Below are 14,790 nucleotides of genomic sequence, written 5' to 3' on the forward strand. Positions count from 1 at the left end.
TCACCGGAGCGCTGGGGACGCCTGCCGGTGCGGCTCCGGGCGCTGGGGTCGCCCGAGCGGAGCACCCGCGGAACGCGGGCGCCTCCGACGCTATCGGCGCGGTGCGAGCGCCTCGGGCGCGTCGCCCGTCGCACCACGCCAGGCGGGCAGTTCCACCCGGGCAGAACGGGGAGTCGTGGTCAGAATCTCCGCGAGACCTGCCGCGCGCTGGGACTCAGTCGGCGGGCGCGATCCGCGGGTCCATCCGGCCATCCATCCACTCGCGCACGACGTCGTTGAAGAGGGGGACATCCTCGACGTTCCAGACGTGGTGCATCCGAGGGACGAGGCCCGTCCGCGCGGTCGGCAGCGCTGCCCGGAGCACGGCGAGGGACCGGCGCACGACGGCCGGCTCGCGCTCCCCGGCGACCGCGAGGAGGGCGCCGGCGTAGGCGTCCAGACCCGTCGGCACGCGGCCCGCGTCGACATCGGCCGACATCGCACGGGCGTTCTCCTTCCGCACCGAGAGCCCGTGCCGCACGAACTCCTCGCGGGCATCCTCCGGCAGCCGGAAGGCCGCGGCCTGCGCACGCCAGAACCAGGCGGCGTCCCACAGGGAGAGCTGCAGCGCGGTGATGGCCCGCGCGCTGCCCCCCACACCCGTGAGCGGAGCCCCCGTCACGAGCGCTCGCGGCACATCCGCCCCGTGCCGGGCCAGCAGCCGGAGGGCCACGACTCCGCCCAGCGACAGTCCGACGAGGTCGAACGCGCCGCCGACCCCGGCCGACCGCACCTGCGCGACGACGTCATCGGCGACGGCGTCGAGGCCGGGCCAGTCCTCCGCCGTGCGCGCGCCGAATCCCGGCAGATCCGGCGTGAGGACCAGCCGGTCGCGGAACGCCTCGACCTGCGGCGCCCACATCCAGTTGGCGACGTTCCCGCCGTGGAGGAGCACGAGGGGCCGAGTGCCCGTCTCCGCATGCGCCGGGTGGATGACGGGGAAGGCGCTCATGGCAGGTCCGCCTCGATCTCGTCGAGCCAGGCGAGTTCCGCCCGCATGTGCGCGATGCCGTTCGCGAGCGTCGCCAGACGGAAGCGGGCAGCGCGATCGCGGGGTGCGCCCGTCGTTTCTCGGATGCTCTCGAAGTGCGCGAGGAGCTCCTCCGCCTCCTCACGGCGCACCGCGAGAAGTCGACGGAGAGCCTCCGGCTCGAGCCCGTCGGCGAAGAAGAGACGCGCGAGGAACGGGTCGCGGTCGGCATGCGCCTCGACGGGCGAGACCAGCCATTCGGCGAGCGCCGCCCGCCCCTCCGCCGTGATGCGATGCACCTGGCGGTCGGGCGCGCCCGCACCGGGCACGACCTCGACGGCCGCCAGCCCGTCGTCCACGAGGCGCGCGAGCGTCCGGTAGATCTGCGCCTTGTCGGCCGCCCAGAAGTGCCGGGCGGTGGAGTCGAAGTGCCGCTTGAGGTCGTAGCCGGTCATCGGCGCGAGAGCGAGCAGGCCGAGGATGATGCGGGAGAGGGTCACACCCCTAGTAGACAATACATCTAGGGGAGACGTCTACTAGTTGAGGCGCGAGCCCTCACTCCTGGCGGAACACGGCCACGCCGCGCGGAGGCAGGGTCTTCCCGCCGAGAAGCGGCGCGCCGGCGACCCCGTCGAGAGCTAGCTCGTCATCCGTGCGATTGAGCACGAACGCGAAGCGGGCGCCGTGAGAGCCGCGCAGCGTGAGCGCGGCACGTCCGCGCAGCGCCTCCGGCAGCTCGCTCTCGACGCCCGCGCCCTCGAGCAGTGCGGGGACGATCGTGCCGAGCCCCTCGGCGCCGAGGCGCGTCGAGACGTAGGCGGCGGATCCTGCGCCGACGGCGCGCCGCGTGACGGCAGGGGAGCCGTCGAGCTCGGACTCCGCGTAGCGCGCGAGCACCTCGACGCCCGGGTCCACGAGGTCGACGGGCTCGCTCCAGAGGGTGCCGATCGCGCCGGAGTCGAGGCGGATGGTCTCGCCGTCGTACAGAGGACGGAACTCCTCCACGCGCACGCCGAGCAGCTCCCGGAACGCGCCGGGGTAGCCGCCGAGCCACGCGCGGTCGTCCTCGTTCACGGCACCCGAGAAGTACGTCGTGACGAGGTGCCCGCCCGCCTCGACGTAGGCCGCCAGCGTCTCCGCGAGCGCGGCCGGGACGGCGTAGAGCACAGGGGCGATGACGAGGCGGTAGCCCGAGAGGTCGACGTCGGCGGGCACGACGTCGACGCGCACGCCGGCATCGCGCAGGCCGGTCCACCAGTCGAGGGCCTCCTGCCGGTACCGCAGCAGCTCGGTGGGGTGGGAGTCGAGCTCGCTGCCCCACCACGAGTCCCAGTCGAACAGGATGGCGACAGGGGCCGGCACGGCCTCGGCGCCCGCGATGTCGTCGAGGCGCCGCAGCGTCGCGCCGAGCTCGACGACCGAGCGGAACACCCGGCTGTCGGGGCCGGCGTGCGGGACCATCGCCGAGTGGTACTTCTCCGCCCCCGCCGCCGACTGGCGCCACTGGAAGTAGCAGACGGCGTCCGCTCCGTGGGCGACATGGGTGAGCGAGTCGCGGACGAGCTCACCTTCGCGCTTCGGGCGGTTCACGCTCTGCCAGTTGACCGCGCTCGTCGAGTGCTCCATGAGGAACCACGGGCGGCGATGCGAGATGCCCGAGACGAGCGCCGCCGAGAAGGCCAGCTCGTCGTACGACTGCGGCCCGGGGTGCCGGTAGTGGTCGTTCGAGACGAAGTCGAGCTCGTGCGCCCAGTCGGCGTAGTCCGCGTGCTGCGTCTCGCCCATCACCATGAAGTTCGTCGTGATGGGGATGTCGGGGGTGATCCGCCGCAGCAGATCGCGCTCGGCGATGAAGTGCTCCTTGAGCGCGTCGGACGAGAAGCGCTTGAAGTCGAGCTGCTGCGTCGGGTTCGGATGCGAGTCGACTTCGCGCGGCGGGAGGATCTCGGAGAAGGACCCGTACTGCTGCGACCAGAACGCCGTGCCCCACGCGTGGTTGAGTCGCTCGATCGTGCCGTAGCGCCTCTCGAGCCATCCGCGGAAGGCGCGCGCCGCGTCATCCGAGTAGTCCCACGCGTTGTGGCAGCCGAGCTCGTTGTTGACGTGCCACGCGACGAGCGCCGGATGGTCCCGGTAGCGCTCGGCGAGCGCCTCGACGAGGCGGAGGGCGTAGCCGCGGAAGACCGGCGACGTCGGGCGCCAGTGCTGACGCGCGCCGGGGGAGAGGATGTGCCCGTGGTGCGTGACGGGGAGCACCTCGGGGTGCTTGATCGTGAGCCACGGCGGAGGAGACGCCGTGGCCGTCGCCAGGTCGACGCCGATCCCGTTCGCGTGCAGCAGGTCGATGACCTCGTCGAGCCACGCGAAGTCCCACGTGTCCTCTGCCGGCTGGATCTTCGCCCACGAGAAGATCCCGACCGAGACGACGTCGACGCCCGCCTCGCGCATGAGGCGGACATCCTCGTCCCACACCTCTCGGGGCCACTGCTCGGGGTTGTAGTCGGCGCCGTACGAGATGCGTCGCGTCGTGCCTTCGGGGGTGCGCAGCCAGCGGTGCGTCTGCATGGATCGACTCCTTGTCATGGGGATGGTCCGGCGGATGGCGCGGGACGAGGCGCGGGGTGCGTCGCGGTCGCGACGCACCCCGCGAGGGGAGGTCGCGGCTACTCGACCGTGAAGCCCTGGTCGGCTCCGTACTTCACGAGGGTCTGCTGCCACTCGGCGAGGCCCTCGGCGATCGTCGTGTCGCCGACGTACGCCTTGCCGACGGAGTCGTTGAACACGCTGTTCGCGTACACCTGGAACGGCAGGTACTCCCAGCCCTCGACGACGTTGGCCGACGACTCGGAGAGCACCTCGTTCACGGTCTGACCGCCGAAGTACTCGAACTCCTTCGCGAGGAACTCCTCCGACTCGAGGTCCGCGACCGTCGCGGGGAACCCGCCGCCGTCGATGCGCAGCTGCACGCCGTCGCCGTTCGCGGCGAATTCGAGGAAGTCGTAGGCGAGCGCCTTGCTCTCGCTGCTCTCGAGCACGCTCATCGCGCTCCCGCCGTTCTCGGCGGTCGCGGTGCCGCCCTCCTCCCACTGCGGCATGGGCGCGACGCGCCAGTCTCCCGCCGCGTCCGGAACGCCGGTCTCGAAGTTGCCGGGCATCCACGCGCCGATGGTGAGCGTCGCGATCGTGCCGTTGCCGAGGCCCTGGTACCACTCGTCGCTCCACGAGCTGATCGGCGCGACGAGGTCCTCCTCGACGAGCTGCTGCCAGTACTCGGCGAAGCGCGCGGAGCCCTCGTCGGCGAGGTCGATCGAGACGTCGGTGCCGTCGACCTGGAACGGCTGGCCGCCCGCCTGCCAGATCATCGAGGTCGCGAAGCCCGCGTCGCCCGTGTCGTTCGTGATGTAGAGGTCGGGGTCCGCCTCGTGGAGAGCGCGCGCAGCCTCGAGGTACTCGTCCCACGTGGTCGGCACCTCGATGCCGTGCTCGTCGAAGACGGCCTGGTTGTAGAACAGCGCCATCGGGCCCGAGTCGAGGGGCAGGCCCCAGACGCCCGTTCCGCCGTAGTTCACGGCGTTCCAGGGGCCCGGGGCGAACGCGTCGGCGAGGTCGGCCGCGCCGAACTCCGTCAGGTTGGCGAGCGACTCGCCGATCGCGAACTGCGGCAGCGCGTAGTACTCGACCTGGGCGAGGTCGGGGGCACCCGACCCGGCGGTGATGGCGTTCTGCAGAGCGGTGTACTGGTCGTTGCCGGTGCCGACGTTGACGACGTCGATCGTGACGTCGGGATGCTCCTCCTGGTACGCGTCCGCGATGGTCTCGACGGTCGGATCCCAGGCCCAGACGGTGAGCTCGCCGCCCTCCTCGGCGGCGGTGTCGGGGTCGGCGGCGCCGCCCGAGCAGCCGGCGAGGGCGAGGGCTGCGACGCCCGTGAAGGCGGTGCCGATGAGGGCGCGGCGGCCCAGGCGGCGGAAGGTGCGGTTCATGCGGTTGGCACTCCTTTGTGGTGGATGAGGACGGTCACTCCTTGACGGACCCGGCCGCGAGGCCGGACTGCCAGAAGCGCTGGAGGAAGAGGAAGGCGATGATGAGCGGGACGATCGTGAGGAGCGACCCGGTCAGGACGAGGTCGAAGATCGCCGTGCCGCCGGCGGTCGCGGCCTGCGCGTTCCACTGGTTGAGGCCGATGATGAGCGGGTACCAGTCGGGGTCGCGCAGCATGATGAGCGGCAGGAAGTAGTTGTTCCACGTCGCGACCATCGTGAACAGCAGCACCGTGACCATCCCGGGAGCGAGCAGGCGCAGCGCGACCTGCCAGAAGATCCGGAACTCGCTGGCGCCGTCGATCCGCGCGGCCTCCATGAGCTCGGTCGGGATGGCCTCGCTCGCGAACGTCCACATGAGGTAGAGGCCGAACGGCGAGATGAGCGACGGGACGATGACGGACCACGGCGTGTTCGTGAGACCCATCTCGCTGAACATGAGGAAGGTCGGCACGGCCAGGGCGGTGCCGGGCACGGCGACCGCTCCGATGACGACCGCGAACACGGCCTTCTTCCCCGGGAAGTCGTACTTCGCGAGGGCGTAGCCGCCGAGGACGGCGAGCAGGGTCGCCCCGCCCGCGCCCACGATCACGTACAGGAGGGTGTTCGCGAACCAGCGCAGGAAGATGCCGTCGTCGTACGTGAGCGCGCGGCCGATGTTGTCGAACAGCGCGAACTCGTCGCCGAACCAGAGGCCGAACGTCGTGAAGAGGTCGTCCTGCGTCTTCGACGCGTTGATGAACAGCCAGACGAGCGGGATGAGCGAGTAGATGAGGATGATCGCGGTCAGCGCGGTCAGGAGCACGCTGCGACGCGGGCGGTCGATCGTGCCGAGCGGGCGGCGCGCGCGAGCGCCGGGGCGGAGGGTGACGAGACTCGTGGTGGACATGTCAGTCGGCCTTCCGCATCCCGCGCAGCTGCACGACGTAGGCGATGACCATCGTGATCACGCCCATGATGATCGCGACGGTCGCGGAGTAGTTGAGCTGCTGGCCCGAGAACGCGAGGTTGTAGGCGTACAGGTTGGGCGTGAACGAGGTCGTGATCGCGTTCGGCGCGAGAGACTGCATGATGCTCGGCTCGTTGAAGAGCTGGAAGCTGCCGATGATCGAGAAGATCGTCGCCACCACGAGCGATCCGCGGATGGCCGGGAGCTTGATCGCGCGGATGACCCGGAACTGGCTCGCGCCGTCGATCGCCGCCGCCTCGTAGAGCGAGGTCGGGATCACGCGCAGCGCCGAGTAGAAGATGAGCATGTTGTAGCCCGCGAACTCCCACGTGACGATGTTGCCGATCGACGCGAGCACGAGGTCGGGGGAGAGCAGCTCAGGGAGCGCGATGCCGAGCAGGTCCTCGAGGTTGCCGACGAGCCCGAAGCGCTCGCCGTACATGAAGCCCCACATGAACGCGGCGACGACGGCCGGCACCGCGTAAGGCAGGAAGATGCCGATGCGGAAGAAGTCCCGTCCGTACAGGCGGCCGCTGTCGATCGCGAGAGCGGCGATGAGCGAGATGCACAGCATGATGGGCACCTGCACGACGAGAAACAGCGCGACGCGGACGAAGCCCTCCCAGAACGCGGCGTCGGAGAACGCCGCGACGTAGTTGTCGAGGCCGACGAAGACCGTGCCGCCGACGAGCTGCGAGCGGAAGAGGCTGAGGTAGATCGAGTACGCGATCGGGGCGAGGAAGACGAGCGCGAACACGATCATGAACGGAGCGAGGAACCCCCATCCGGTCCATCGGCCGCGTGCATGGCGCGCGGCTCTCGTCTGCGCCCGGCCCGGTGGCTTCACCGAGACGGCAGGCGACGTCGTCATCATCCTGGGGTCCTCCGCTGCGTCGACAGGAGTGTGGGAACAGCTATGTTTGCGTAAACATCGTACGCGACATCGATGAGCGCGCAACTCGGCGGGGTCACGATACGGTTTCAGGACGATGGACGAAGACGCTTCCCCCCGCCCCCGGCGCCGACGCCGCACCTCCGAGGGACGCCGCGTGTCGATGGCCGATGTCGCGGCCCATGCCGGCGTCTCGGCGCAGACCGTCTCGCGCGTGGCGAACGGCTTCGGCGGAGTGCTCGACGAGACCCGCGAGCTGGTCATCGCGGCGATGGACGAGCTCGGCTACCGGCCCAACAGCGCGGCGCGCGCCCTCAAGCTCGGGTCCTTCCGGACGATCGGCGTGGTCTCCAGCACGCTGTCGACGATCGGCGACATCCGCACGATCGAGGCGATCGCGCACTCGGCTGCCGTCGAGGGGTACACGACCACGCTCATCCCGCTCCGCGCGCAGGCCGAGGGCGGCGTCAAGCGCGTGTACTCGCGGCTCCAGGAGCTCGCCGTCGACGCGCTCATCCTCAACATCGAGAAGCAGCTGCTCGACCGCGCGGAGACGCTCGTCCCCCCGGGGGTGCCGATCGTGCTCATGGACACGAGCGCGGACGGCGCCCACGTCGTCGTCGACACGGACCAGTTCGACGGCGCGCGGCAGGCGACCGAGCACCTGCTCTCGCTCGGCCACCGCACGGTGTGGCACCTGACCGGCCCTGAGGAGTCGCATCCCGCGCAGCGCCGCGCGGACGGATGGCGGCAGACGCTCGAGCGCGCCGGGCGCGACGTGCCGCCGCTGCTCCGCGGCGACTGGTCGGCGCAGTCCGGCTACGAAGTCGGACGAGCTCTCGCCGCGGATCCGTCGTGCACGGCCGTCTTCTGCGCGAACGATCAGATGGCGCTCGGCCTCTACCGCGCGCTGCGGGAGGCGGGGCGCCGCGTCCCCGAGGACGTGAGCGTCGTGGGCTTCGATGACACCGCCGACGCCGTCGCGTACGACCCGCCGCTCACGTCCGTGCATCAGGACTTCGCGGACGCCGGTCGACGGGCCGTCGCGGCCGCTCTCGCTCAGCTGCGGACCGGAGCCGAGAGCCGACCGGGGGTCGATGTCGTGCCGACCGAGCTCGTCGTGCGCGAGAGCACCGCCCCGCCGGCGCGGCCATCCTGATACATTGACGAATATCTATGGAATACCCCGGACGTACCATGGGTTGAGTCATCCAGACACCTCAGGAGGCGCGCGTGCGACAGCTCATCATCATCGGATCAGGCCCGGCCGGATTCACGGCGGCGATCTACGCGGCGCGCGCGAACCTGCAGCCGCTCGTCGTGGCCAGCTCGGTCGAAGTGGGCGGCGAGCTCATGAACACGACCGAGGTCGAGAACTTCCCCGGGTTCCCCGAGGGCATCATGGGTCCCGAGCTCATGCAGAAGATGCAGGAGCAGGCCGAGCGCTTCGGCGCCGAGGTCCGCTATGACGACGTGACCGAGCTCGACCTCGCGGGCGATGTGAAGCGCGTCACCCTCGGCAGCGGCGCCGTGGAGGAGGCCCAGGCCGTCATCTTCGCCACGGGCTCCGCCTACCGCAAGCTCGGCGTGCCCGGCGAGGAGCGCCTGTCCGGTCACGGCGTCTCGTGGTGCGCGACCTGCGACGGCTTCTTCTTCCGCGAGAAGGAGATCGCGGTCGTGGGCGGCGGCGACTCGGCGATGGAGGAGGCGACGTTCCTCACGAAGTTCGCCTCGAAGGTCTACGTGATCCACCGCCGCGACAGCCTCAAGGCCTCCAAGATCATGCAGGACCGCGCCTTCGCGAACGAGAAGATCGAGTTCGTGTGGAACGCCGAGGTCGCCGACGTGCAGGGTGAGTCGGCCGTGGAGGGCGTGACGCTGCGCGACACCGTCACCGGCGAGACCCGCGACCTCGCGCTCGACGGCCTGTTCGTGGCGATCGGCAACGACCCCCGCACGCACCTCGTCCACGACAAGCTCGAGCTGACGGCCGACGGCACGATCGCGGTCGACGGCCGCTCGTCGCGCACGTCCGCGCGCGGCGTGTTCGCCGCCGGCGACGTGATCGACCCGTCGTACCGCCAGGCGGTCACCGCGGCCGCGTCGGGCACGGTCGCCGCGCTCGACGCCGAGCACTTCCTCGCGTCGCTGGGCGACGCGGGAGAGCCGGCCCCGACCGAGGACCAGCTGGTCGAAGCCTGACCCGGGGAACATCGCACCGCCATCCGGTGTTCTCCCCCTTAGCTGCTGAACAAGGAGATCCCATGAGCAACGTCAAGGCCACTTCGTCGGCCACTTTCGAGCAGGATGTGCTCCAGGCCGACGGCCCGGTGCTGGTCGACTTCTGGGCCGCCTGGTGCGGTCCGTGCCGCATGGTCGCGCCCGTCCTGGACGAGATCCAGGCCGAGAACCCCGACAAGATCACCATCCTCAAGCTCAACGTCGACGAGAACCCCGACCTCGCGATGAAGTACCAGATCACGTCGATCCCGGCGATGAAGGTCTTCCAGAACGGCGAGGTCGCCTCGACCATCATCGGCGCCAAGCCGAAGTTCGCGCTCGAGCAGGATCTCGCCCCCTACCTGGGCTGAGACTCCGCGCAGGACCGAATCCTGCGCCGCGTGCACCTCGAAGCCGTCCTGCGGATCCGTCCGCAGGGCGGCTTCGCCGTGTCAGCCGCGATCCACGACCCGGACGACGGCGTCCCAGCGGCGATGGGTGTTCTCCTGGCCGATAAGCCGCCAGACGGCCTTCGTGAGCTCGGGGTACTCGGCCGCGATGAGCCGCAGCACGCGCTGATTGCGCGCGTGCGTGGGCCGCAGGCCGCCATCCGCCTCAATGTGCTCAGCCCGGAGCGTGAAGACGACGAGCTCGTCGACCGTGGGGAGGTCCTCCATGAAGTCCCAGGGATCCTCGCCCTCGCGCAGCCGCTCGTGGATGAGGGCCGCGAGTTCGTCAGCCGCCTCGGCGCGCAGCACCTCGACGCTCGCGCGGCGGCGGGGGAGGGATTCGGCGGGCAGCTCCACCCGTCAAGCGTACGCGCGTGCACGCGCACGAGGGCCGCGCGCACCCCATTCCGCCCGCGCTCTCCCGCGCTTCCCGGCGCTCTCCCGCCCTTCCCCACTCTGCATGTCTCACTCGACGAGGGATCCGGGTCCGGATGGCCTCGCTGAGTGAGACATGGAGGGGGTGCGGCCGCGGGGCGGCTCAGTGGTTGCGGAGCCGGTCGATGAGCTCGCCCTTGCGGAGCTTGGAGTACCCCTCGATTCCGAGCTCCTTCGCGCGCTTCTTCAGCTCCGGCACCGTGCGCTCCTCGTAGTCCTCCGCCTTGCCGCCGCGCTTGCCGACCGAGCTCCGGCCGTCTCGCGCCGCCGCGTTGGCGATGCGCGCGGCCTTCTCGGCCGACGCACCGTCCTCGCGGAGCTCCTCGTAGAGCTTCTCGTCCTTGATCCTCGGGTTCGGCATCTGCGTGCCTCCTCTCAGAAGGGGCGGCCCCCGGTGACCGGGATGACCGCACCGGTGACATACGTCGCCTCGTCGCTCGCGAGGTACACGTAGGCGCCCGCGAGCTCGGCCGGCTGGCCGGCCCGGCCGAGCGGGGTGTCCGAGCCGAAGGTCTTCACCTTTTCGGCGGGGAAGCCCGTCGCGGGGATCAGCGGCGTCCAGATGGGGCCAGGAGCGACCGCATTGACCCGGATGCCCTTCTCGGCCAGCTCCTGCGCCAGAGCCTGCGCATAGGCCACGAGAGCGGCCTTGCTCATGGCGTAGTCGAGCAGCCCGGGGGAGGGCTCGGACGCCTGGATCGACGTCGTGACGATGATCGAGCCGCCTGCCGGCATGTGCGGCACGGCCTCGCGGGCCAGCACGATGGCGGAGACGAGGTTCGTGTGGAACACGCGCTCGATCTCCGACACCTGCATCGACTCGATGCCGTCGCGCTGCTTCTGGTAGGCGGCGTTGGGAATGAGGATGTCGATGCCGCCGAGGGCCTCGCGCGCCGCGCGCACGAGCTCGACGGTCTCCTGCTCGGAGGTGAGGTCGACGGCGAATGTCGCGCAGACGCGACCCTCCGCCTCGACGAGACGCCGCGTCTCGGCTGCGTCGGCCTCCTCCTCGGGAAGGTGCGCGATCGCGACATCCGCGCCCTCTCGCGCGTACGCGAGCGCGACCGCGCGGCCGATGCCCGAGTCGCCGCCCGTGATGAGCGCCTTGCGCCCGATCAGGCGGCCTCGACCGACCCAGCTCGACTCGCCGTGGTCGGGCTCGGGGGTCATCTCCTCGGTGAGCCCCGGCTGCGTCTCCTGCTCCTGCTCGGGGAAGGGGCCCCCGTCCTTCGCGTCGCGCGGGTCCTGCCCGCTCTGCGCTCCGCTCGTGCCTGCGTTCTCGGTCGTCTCCATGGGGCTTCCGTCCTCCCGGCTCGGTGTCTCGACAGGTCGTGCGGTTTCGACGTTACGAATCCGTGACCCTGCTCGAAACCCCTTGACGGTCGTGCGGCGCATGCCCTACGGACAGCGCTCAGGCCCCGCGGTAACCGATCAGCCAGCGCAGCCCGTGCGCATCCACGACGATCCCGTCCCAGTCGCCCCAGGAGCGCCTCTCGAGCGGCGAGACGATGGTTCCCCCCTGAGCCAGCGAGTCGAACCAGCGGTGCAGCGTCGCCGCGTCAGATCGCCCCAGGAGCGACAGCATGACCCCGGTCAACGCGACCGCGTCCTCGTCGGCGCCGGCGTCCGCGCCCTGAAGCGAGACGGGCCCGAGGAGGTCGCCGTGCGCGATGTCGTCGGCAGGGCCGTCGGTGCGCCCGAACTCGCCGTACGTGTGGAGTTCGAGCTCACCGCCGAACACGGCGCGATAGTGCTCCAGGGCCTCCCGGCAGGTGCCGGGGAAGAAGATGTACGGCGTGGGCGCGGTCATGCGACCACGCTAGCCGCCGCCCTCACTCGCCGTAAGCGGTCTCGCCGATCTCCTCGAGCATCCGGTTGAGGTCCTGGATCGAAGCGAAATCGATCGTGACCTGGCCTTTTCTCGCCGTCAGCTTGATCCGGACCTTTGTGCTCAGCCGGTCGCCGAGTCGCGTCGCCACTTCATCGAGGTAGGCGCGCCGCGCTCCACCCTGAGGGCGAGGCGTGCGCTGGGGAGCTGCGGTGCCGGCCGCCGCGATCTGCTTGGCCGCGGCCTCGGCAGCCCGGACCGACAGATCCTCGTTGACGATCTTGTCCGCGAGCTGCTGCATCTGCTCCTCAGTCTCGAGGGAGAGGATGGCGCGCGCGTGGCCGGCGCTGAGCACGCCCGCCGCCACTCGCTGCTGCACGGGCACCGGCAGCCGGAGGAGACGGATGGTGTTGCTGATCTGGGGGCGCGAGCGTCCGATCCGAGTCGCGAGCTTCTCCTGTGTGATCCCGAAGTCCTCGAGGAGCTGCTGGTACGCGGACGCCTCTTCGAGCGGATTCAGCTGCGACCGGTGGAGGTTCTCCAGCAGAGCGTCGCGCAGGAGGTCCTCATCCGCCGTGTCGCGGATGATCGCCGGGATCTCGGTCAGTCCGGCCTCTCGCGACGCTCGCGTTCGGCGCTCGCCCATGATGAGCTCGTACGTCCCGTCGCCCTTGTCGCGCACGACGACCGGCTGCAGGACGCCGAACTCCTTCACGCTGTGGACGAGCTCGGCGAGATCGTCGGGGTCGAAGTTCGTGCGCGGCTGACGCGGGTTGGGGACGATCGCCTTCGGGTCGATGTGCACGAGGCGCGCGCCCGGGACCTCGACGAGCTCTTCGCCCGACGTGGGGGAGGCCTCCTCTTTCGACGCGCGCTTCCGCGGCGCGGTCTCGCCGGCGCTCGAGCCCTTGCTCTTCGTCGACGACGGGAAGAAGACATCGACGGGACGCTCGTCGCTCAGCTCCGAGGTCGGAATGAGCGCTCCGATGCCGCGACCCAGGCCAGTACGTTTCGCCATCAGGATTCCCCTTCCTTCGCGTCCGCGCTTCCGCGTCGCACGATCTCGAGCGCGGCCTCGCGGTACGCGATCGCACCTGCGGAGTTGCCGTCGTATGTGATGACCGTCTGCCCGAAGCTCGGTGCCTCGGAGACGCGCACGGAGCGCGGAATGACGGTGTCGAGCACCTCGCCCGTGAAGTGCCCTCGCACCTCGTCGGCGACCTGCTGAGACAGACGCGTGCGCGCGTCGAACATGGTGAGAAGGATGGTCGACAGACGCAGGCGCGGATTGAGGTGCTTCTGGATCATCTTCACGTTCCCGAGGAGCTGGCTCAGTCCCTCGAGCGCGTAGTACTCGCACTGAATCGGAAGGAACACCTCGGTCGCTGCCGTGAATGCGTTGATCGTGAGGAGCCCGAGCGAGGGAGGGCAGTCGATCAGGACGAAGTCGAGACGCTCCTCGCGATCCTCGAGGTACTCCGCCAGCGCGGTCTTCAGCCGCTGCTCACGGGCGACCTGCGTCACCAGCTCGATCTCGGCGCCGGCGAGGTGGATGTTGCTCGGTGCGCACACCAGCGTCTCGCCCTCAGGGCTCTGCTGGACGACATCCTTCAGCGGAACGTCGTCGATCAGGACGTCGTAGATGCTCGGGCTCTCGGCGTTGTGGGGGACACCGAGCGCCGTCGACGCGTTCCCCTGCGGATCGAGGTCGATCACGAGAACACGACCACCCAGCGAGGCGATCGCGGCAGCGATGTTCACTGTCGTCGTGGTCTTGCCGACCCCGCCCTTCTGGTTCGAGATCGTCATGATTCGAGTGGGGCCGGTGAACGACACCTCGACGTCCGCAAGCGCGCGGCGACGGGCTGTGAGGTCGGCCAGCTCCCGCGCGATCGGACTGTCGTCAGGCTCCGTGATGTTGCCGGACTGTTTCACGTGAAACACTCATCCCTTCGCCGCGAGCAGACGCTCTCCACTCTAACGGGCGATACCGCGCCACGCCTGCAGGGGCACCCAGGTAGGGGCTGGGTGTTCGCGCCGACCGGATGTTTCACGTGAAACGTCACGTCGATCGCGGCGTCCGCCGTACGACCGGTCCGGTTCGCGCGCCGCGGCCCGCAGCGTTTCACGTGAAACATCGCGCGCAGCAACGCCGCACTCGAACCTCAGAGCGGCGGCACGAGCCATCGAGCCCATGCAATAAAGATGGGCGCGGGGTGGCACGGGGTGTTGCAGAGCGGCGAGCTCGGGCGCCGCTCGAAGTTGCGGTCCGAAGCGGTCGGCCGTCCCTGGTGTTTCACGTGAAACGTCTCGACCGGGCTGGTCTCGAGCCAACGGTTTACCCAACCGCATCTGCGGAGTCGATGCAGGGCGACCGGAGAGCCGAACGCGGCTAGGGCGGAGGAGACCGACGGGCAGAAGGCATCGAGGAACATCCCGCGTCGAATCACGGAGACAACCGAGCTGCACTGGATCTGACGAGCGAGATTCCTGCAGAGCGCGAGTGCGGCCCGGGAACGGACGGGCAGCGCCCCACGACCGAGCGCGCTTCCCCATCGACGTCTCGTCGCTCTTCCAGATCGCTCACGCTGCTGAGTCCGAGGTGTCGCTTCCGTCTTCAAGGTGCCCACGCGGAGTAACATGGCTCCGTTTCACGTGAAACCCCTCGCGATCCTCACAACGCGCCATCTCCTCCGGACAAACGCGCCTTAGGACGGCATGGACGCGACAGCTCGCGCGACACCCGCTGGCCGCGACCGCGGTCGCCGCGCTCTGCAATGTTTCACGTGAAACGCGTCATCTCCTCGTCTTCAGTGCCGAGTGGTGTGCGCGTGCGGGCGAGCGCCGGTACGCCCGGGTCCACTGCGCCGGTCGAGACGCAAATGCGTTCCGATCCTCGTGATCGTCCCATCCGGGCGCGTACTCGCGGTGAACCGGAAGATCCAGATTCATCGATGTCGCGCGCGGC

General features: G+C 69.8%; 15 protein-coding genes. 3 read left to right on the forward strand and 12 right to left on the reverse strand.

Annotation, left to right across the window (positions count from 1 at the left end; genetic code table 11):
* Positions 1–214: 214 nt before the first annotated feature.
* The 6 genes from ACOWU6_RS04215 to ACOWU6_RS04240 form a co-directional block, all read right to left on the reverse strand.
* Complete coding sequence (locus ACOWU6_RS04215) at positions 215–991, reverse strand: alpha/beta fold hydrolase (protein WP_421074831.1); 777 nt, start codon at positions 989–991, stop codon at positions 215–217.
* Positions 988–1,509, reverse strand: coding sequence for a PadR family transcriptional regulator (locus tag ACOWU6_RS04220; RefSeq protein ID WP_421074832.1), 522 nt, complete (start codon positions 1,507–1,509; stop codon positions 988–990). The genes ACOWU6_RS04215 and ACOWU6_RS04220 overlap by 4 nt, the downstream gene beginning before the upstream one ends.
* Before the next feature lie 55 nt (positions 1,510–1,564).
* Positions 1,565–3,574: a beta-galactosidase gene (locus ACOWU6_RS04225; protein WP_421074833.1), complete on the reverse strand. Its 2,010-nt coding sequence runs from the start codon at positions 3,572–3,574 to the stop codon at positions 1,565–1,567.
* Between the two features lie 98 nt (positions 3,575–3,672).
* Positions 3,673–4,992 carry an ABC transporter substrate-binding protein gene (locus ACOWU6_RS04230; protein ID WP_421074834.1) on the reverse strand — a complete coding sequence of 440 codons (1,320 nt, stop codon included), beginning with the start codon at positions 4,990–4,992 and terminating at the stop codon, positions 3,673–3,675.
* 34 nt (positions 4,993–5,026) lie between these two features.
* Complete coding sequence (locus ACOWU6_RS04235) at positions 5,027–5,938, reverse strand: carbohydrate ABC transporter permease (RefSeq protein WP_271172542.1); 912 nt, start codon at positions 5,936–5,938, stop codon at positions 5,027–5,029.
* A 1-nt stretch (position 5,939) separates the two neighbouring features.
* Positions 5,940–6,869 carry a carbohydrate ABC transporter permease gene (locus ACOWU6_RS04240; RefSeq protein ID WP_271172682.1) on the reverse strand — a complete coding sequence of 310 codons (930 nt, stop codon included), beginning with the start codon at positions 6,867–6,869 and terminating at the stop codon, positions 5,940–5,942.
* A 184-nt stretch (positions 6,870–7,053) separates the two neighbouring features.
* Here ACOWU6_RS04240 and ACOWU6_RS04245 point away from each other — a divergent pair, with 184 nt between their 5' ends.
* The 3 genes from ACOWU6_RS04245 (at position 7,054) to trxA (ending at position 9,481) form a co-directional block, all read left to right on the forward strand.
* Entirely contained in the window at positions 7,054–8,049 is a 996-nt protein-coding gene (locus ACOWU6_RS04245) for a LacI family DNA-binding transcriptional regulator (protein ID WP_421074894.1), read from the forward strand.
* Between the two features lie 74 nt (positions 8,050–8,123).
* Positions 8,124–9,092 carry a thioredoxin-disulfide reductase gene (trxB, locus tag ACOWU6_RS04250; protein ID WP_271172541.1) on the forward strand — a complete coding sequence of 323 codons (969 nt, stop codon included), beginning with the start codon at positions 8,124–8,126 and terminating at the stop codon, positions 9,090–9,092.
* A 62-nt stretch (positions 9,093–9,154) separates the two neighbouring features.
* A complete protein-coding gene (gene trxA / locus ACOWU6_RS04255; protein WP_271172540.1) occupies positions 9,155–9,481 on the forward strand; it encodes a thioredoxin in 327 nt (108 codons plus the stop codon).
* An 81-nt stretch (positions 9,482–9,562) separates the two neighbouring features.
* Here the strand turns inward: trxA and ACOWU6_RS04260 are convergent, their stop codons facing one another.
* From ACOWU6_RS04260 to ACOWU6_RS04285, 6 genes are all read right to left on the reverse strand, one after another.
* On the reverse strand, positions 9,563–9,916 hold the full coding sequence (locus ACOWU6_RS04260) for a tryptophan synthase subunit alpha (protein ID WP_324013296.1): 354 nt from the start codon (positions 9,914–9,916) through the stop codon (positions 9,563–9,565).
* Between the two features lie 181 nt (positions 9,917–10,097).
* Positions 10,098–10,355, reverse strand: coding sequence for a DUF7218 family protein (locus ACOWU6_RS04265; protein WP_271172539.1), 258 nt, complete (start codon positions 10,353–10,355; stop codon positions 10,098–10,100).
* Positions 10,356–10,369: 14 nt separating this feature from the next.
* Complete coding sequence (locus ACOWU6_RS04270) at positions 10,370–11,287, reverse strand: SDR family oxidoreductase (protein ID WP_421074835.1); 918 nt, start codon at positions 11,285–11,287, stop codon at positions 10,370–10,372.
* Positions 11,288–11,405: 118 nt separating this feature from the next.
* Positions 11,406–11,804, reverse strand: coding sequence for a VOC family protein (locus ACOWU6_RS04275; protein WP_421074836.1), 399 nt, complete (start codon positions 11,802–11,804; stop codon positions 11,406–11,408).
* A 22-nt stretch (positions 11,805–11,826) separates the two neighbouring features.
* Positions 11,827–12,840 (reverse strand): ParB/RepB/Spo0J family partition protein, encoded by a 1,014-nt coding sequence (locus ACOWU6_RS04280; RefSeq protein ID WP_421074837.1) that lies wholly within the window; start codon positions 12,838–12,840, stop codon positions 11,827–11,829.
* The gene (locus ACOWU6_RS04285) at positions 12,840–13,766 is read right to left on the reverse strand and encodes a ParA family protein (RefSeq protein WP_271172535.1); all 927 of its coding nucleotides are present in this window, start codon (positions 13,764–13,766) and stop codon (positions 12,840–12,842) included. Before ACOWU6_RS04285 ends, ACOWU6_RS04280 begins: the two co-directional genes overlap by 1 nt.
* Positions 13,767–14,790: the final 1,024 nt, after the last annotated feature.

The organism is Microbacterium sp. SA156 (genome assembly GCF_049065455.1).
Lineage (GTDB): Bacteria > Actinomycetota > Actinomycetes > Actinomycetales > Microbacteriaceae > Microbacterium > Microbacterium barkeri.

What these genes read in the sequence shown, in the direction of transcription:
- ACOWU6_RS04230 (WP_421074834.1), bottom strand. Translation starts at nt 4,992, where the DNA reads ATGAACCGCACCTTCCGCCGCCTGGGCCGCCGCGCCCTCATCGGCACC.
- ACOWU6_RS04215 (WP_421074831.1), bottom strand. Translation starts at nt 991, where the DNA reads ATGAGCGCCTTCCCCGTCATCCACCCGGCGCATGCGGAGACGGGCACT.
- ACOWU6_RS04240 (WP_271172682.1), bottom strand. Translation starts at nt 6,869, where the DNA reads ATGACGACGTCGCCTGCCGTCTCGGTGAAGCCACCGGGCCGGGCGCAG.
- ACOWU6_RS04275 (WP_421074836.1), bottom strand. Translation starts at nt 11,804, where the DNA reads ATGACCGCGCCCACGCCGTACATCTTCTTCCCCGGCACCTGCCGGGAG.
- ACOWU6_RS04225 (WP_421074833.1), bottom strand. Translation starts at nt 3,574, where the DNA reads ATGCAGACGCACCGCTGGCTGCGCACCCCCGAAGGCACGACGCGACGC.
- trxA (WP_271172540.1), top strand. Translation starts at nt 9,155, where the DNA reads ATGAGCAACGTCAAGGCCACTTCGTCGGCCACTTTCGAGCAGGATGTG.
- ACOWU6_RS04270 (WP_421074835.1), bottom strand. Translation starts at nt 11,287, where the DNA reads ATGGAGACGACCGAGAACGCAGGCACGAGCGGAGCGCAGAGCGGGCAG.
- ACOWU6_RS04245 (WP_421074894.1), top strand. Translation starts at nt 7,054, where the DNA reads ATGGCCGATGTCGCGGCCCATGCCGGCGTCTCGGCGCAGACCGTCTCG.
- ACOWU6_RS04280 (WP_421074837.1), bottom strand. Translation starts at nt 12,840, where the DNA reads ATGGCGAAACGTACTGGCCTGGGTCGCGGCATCGGAGCGCTCATTCCG.
- ACOWU6_RS04235 (WP_271172542.1), bottom strand. Translation starts at nt 5,938, where the DNA reads ATGTCCACCACGAGTCTCGTCACCCTCCGCCCCGGCGCTCGCGCGCGC.
- ACOWU6_RS04265 (WP_271172539.1), bottom strand. Translation starts at nt 10,355, where the DNA reads ATGCCGAACCCGAGGATCAAGGACGAGAAGCTCTACGAGGAGCTCCGC.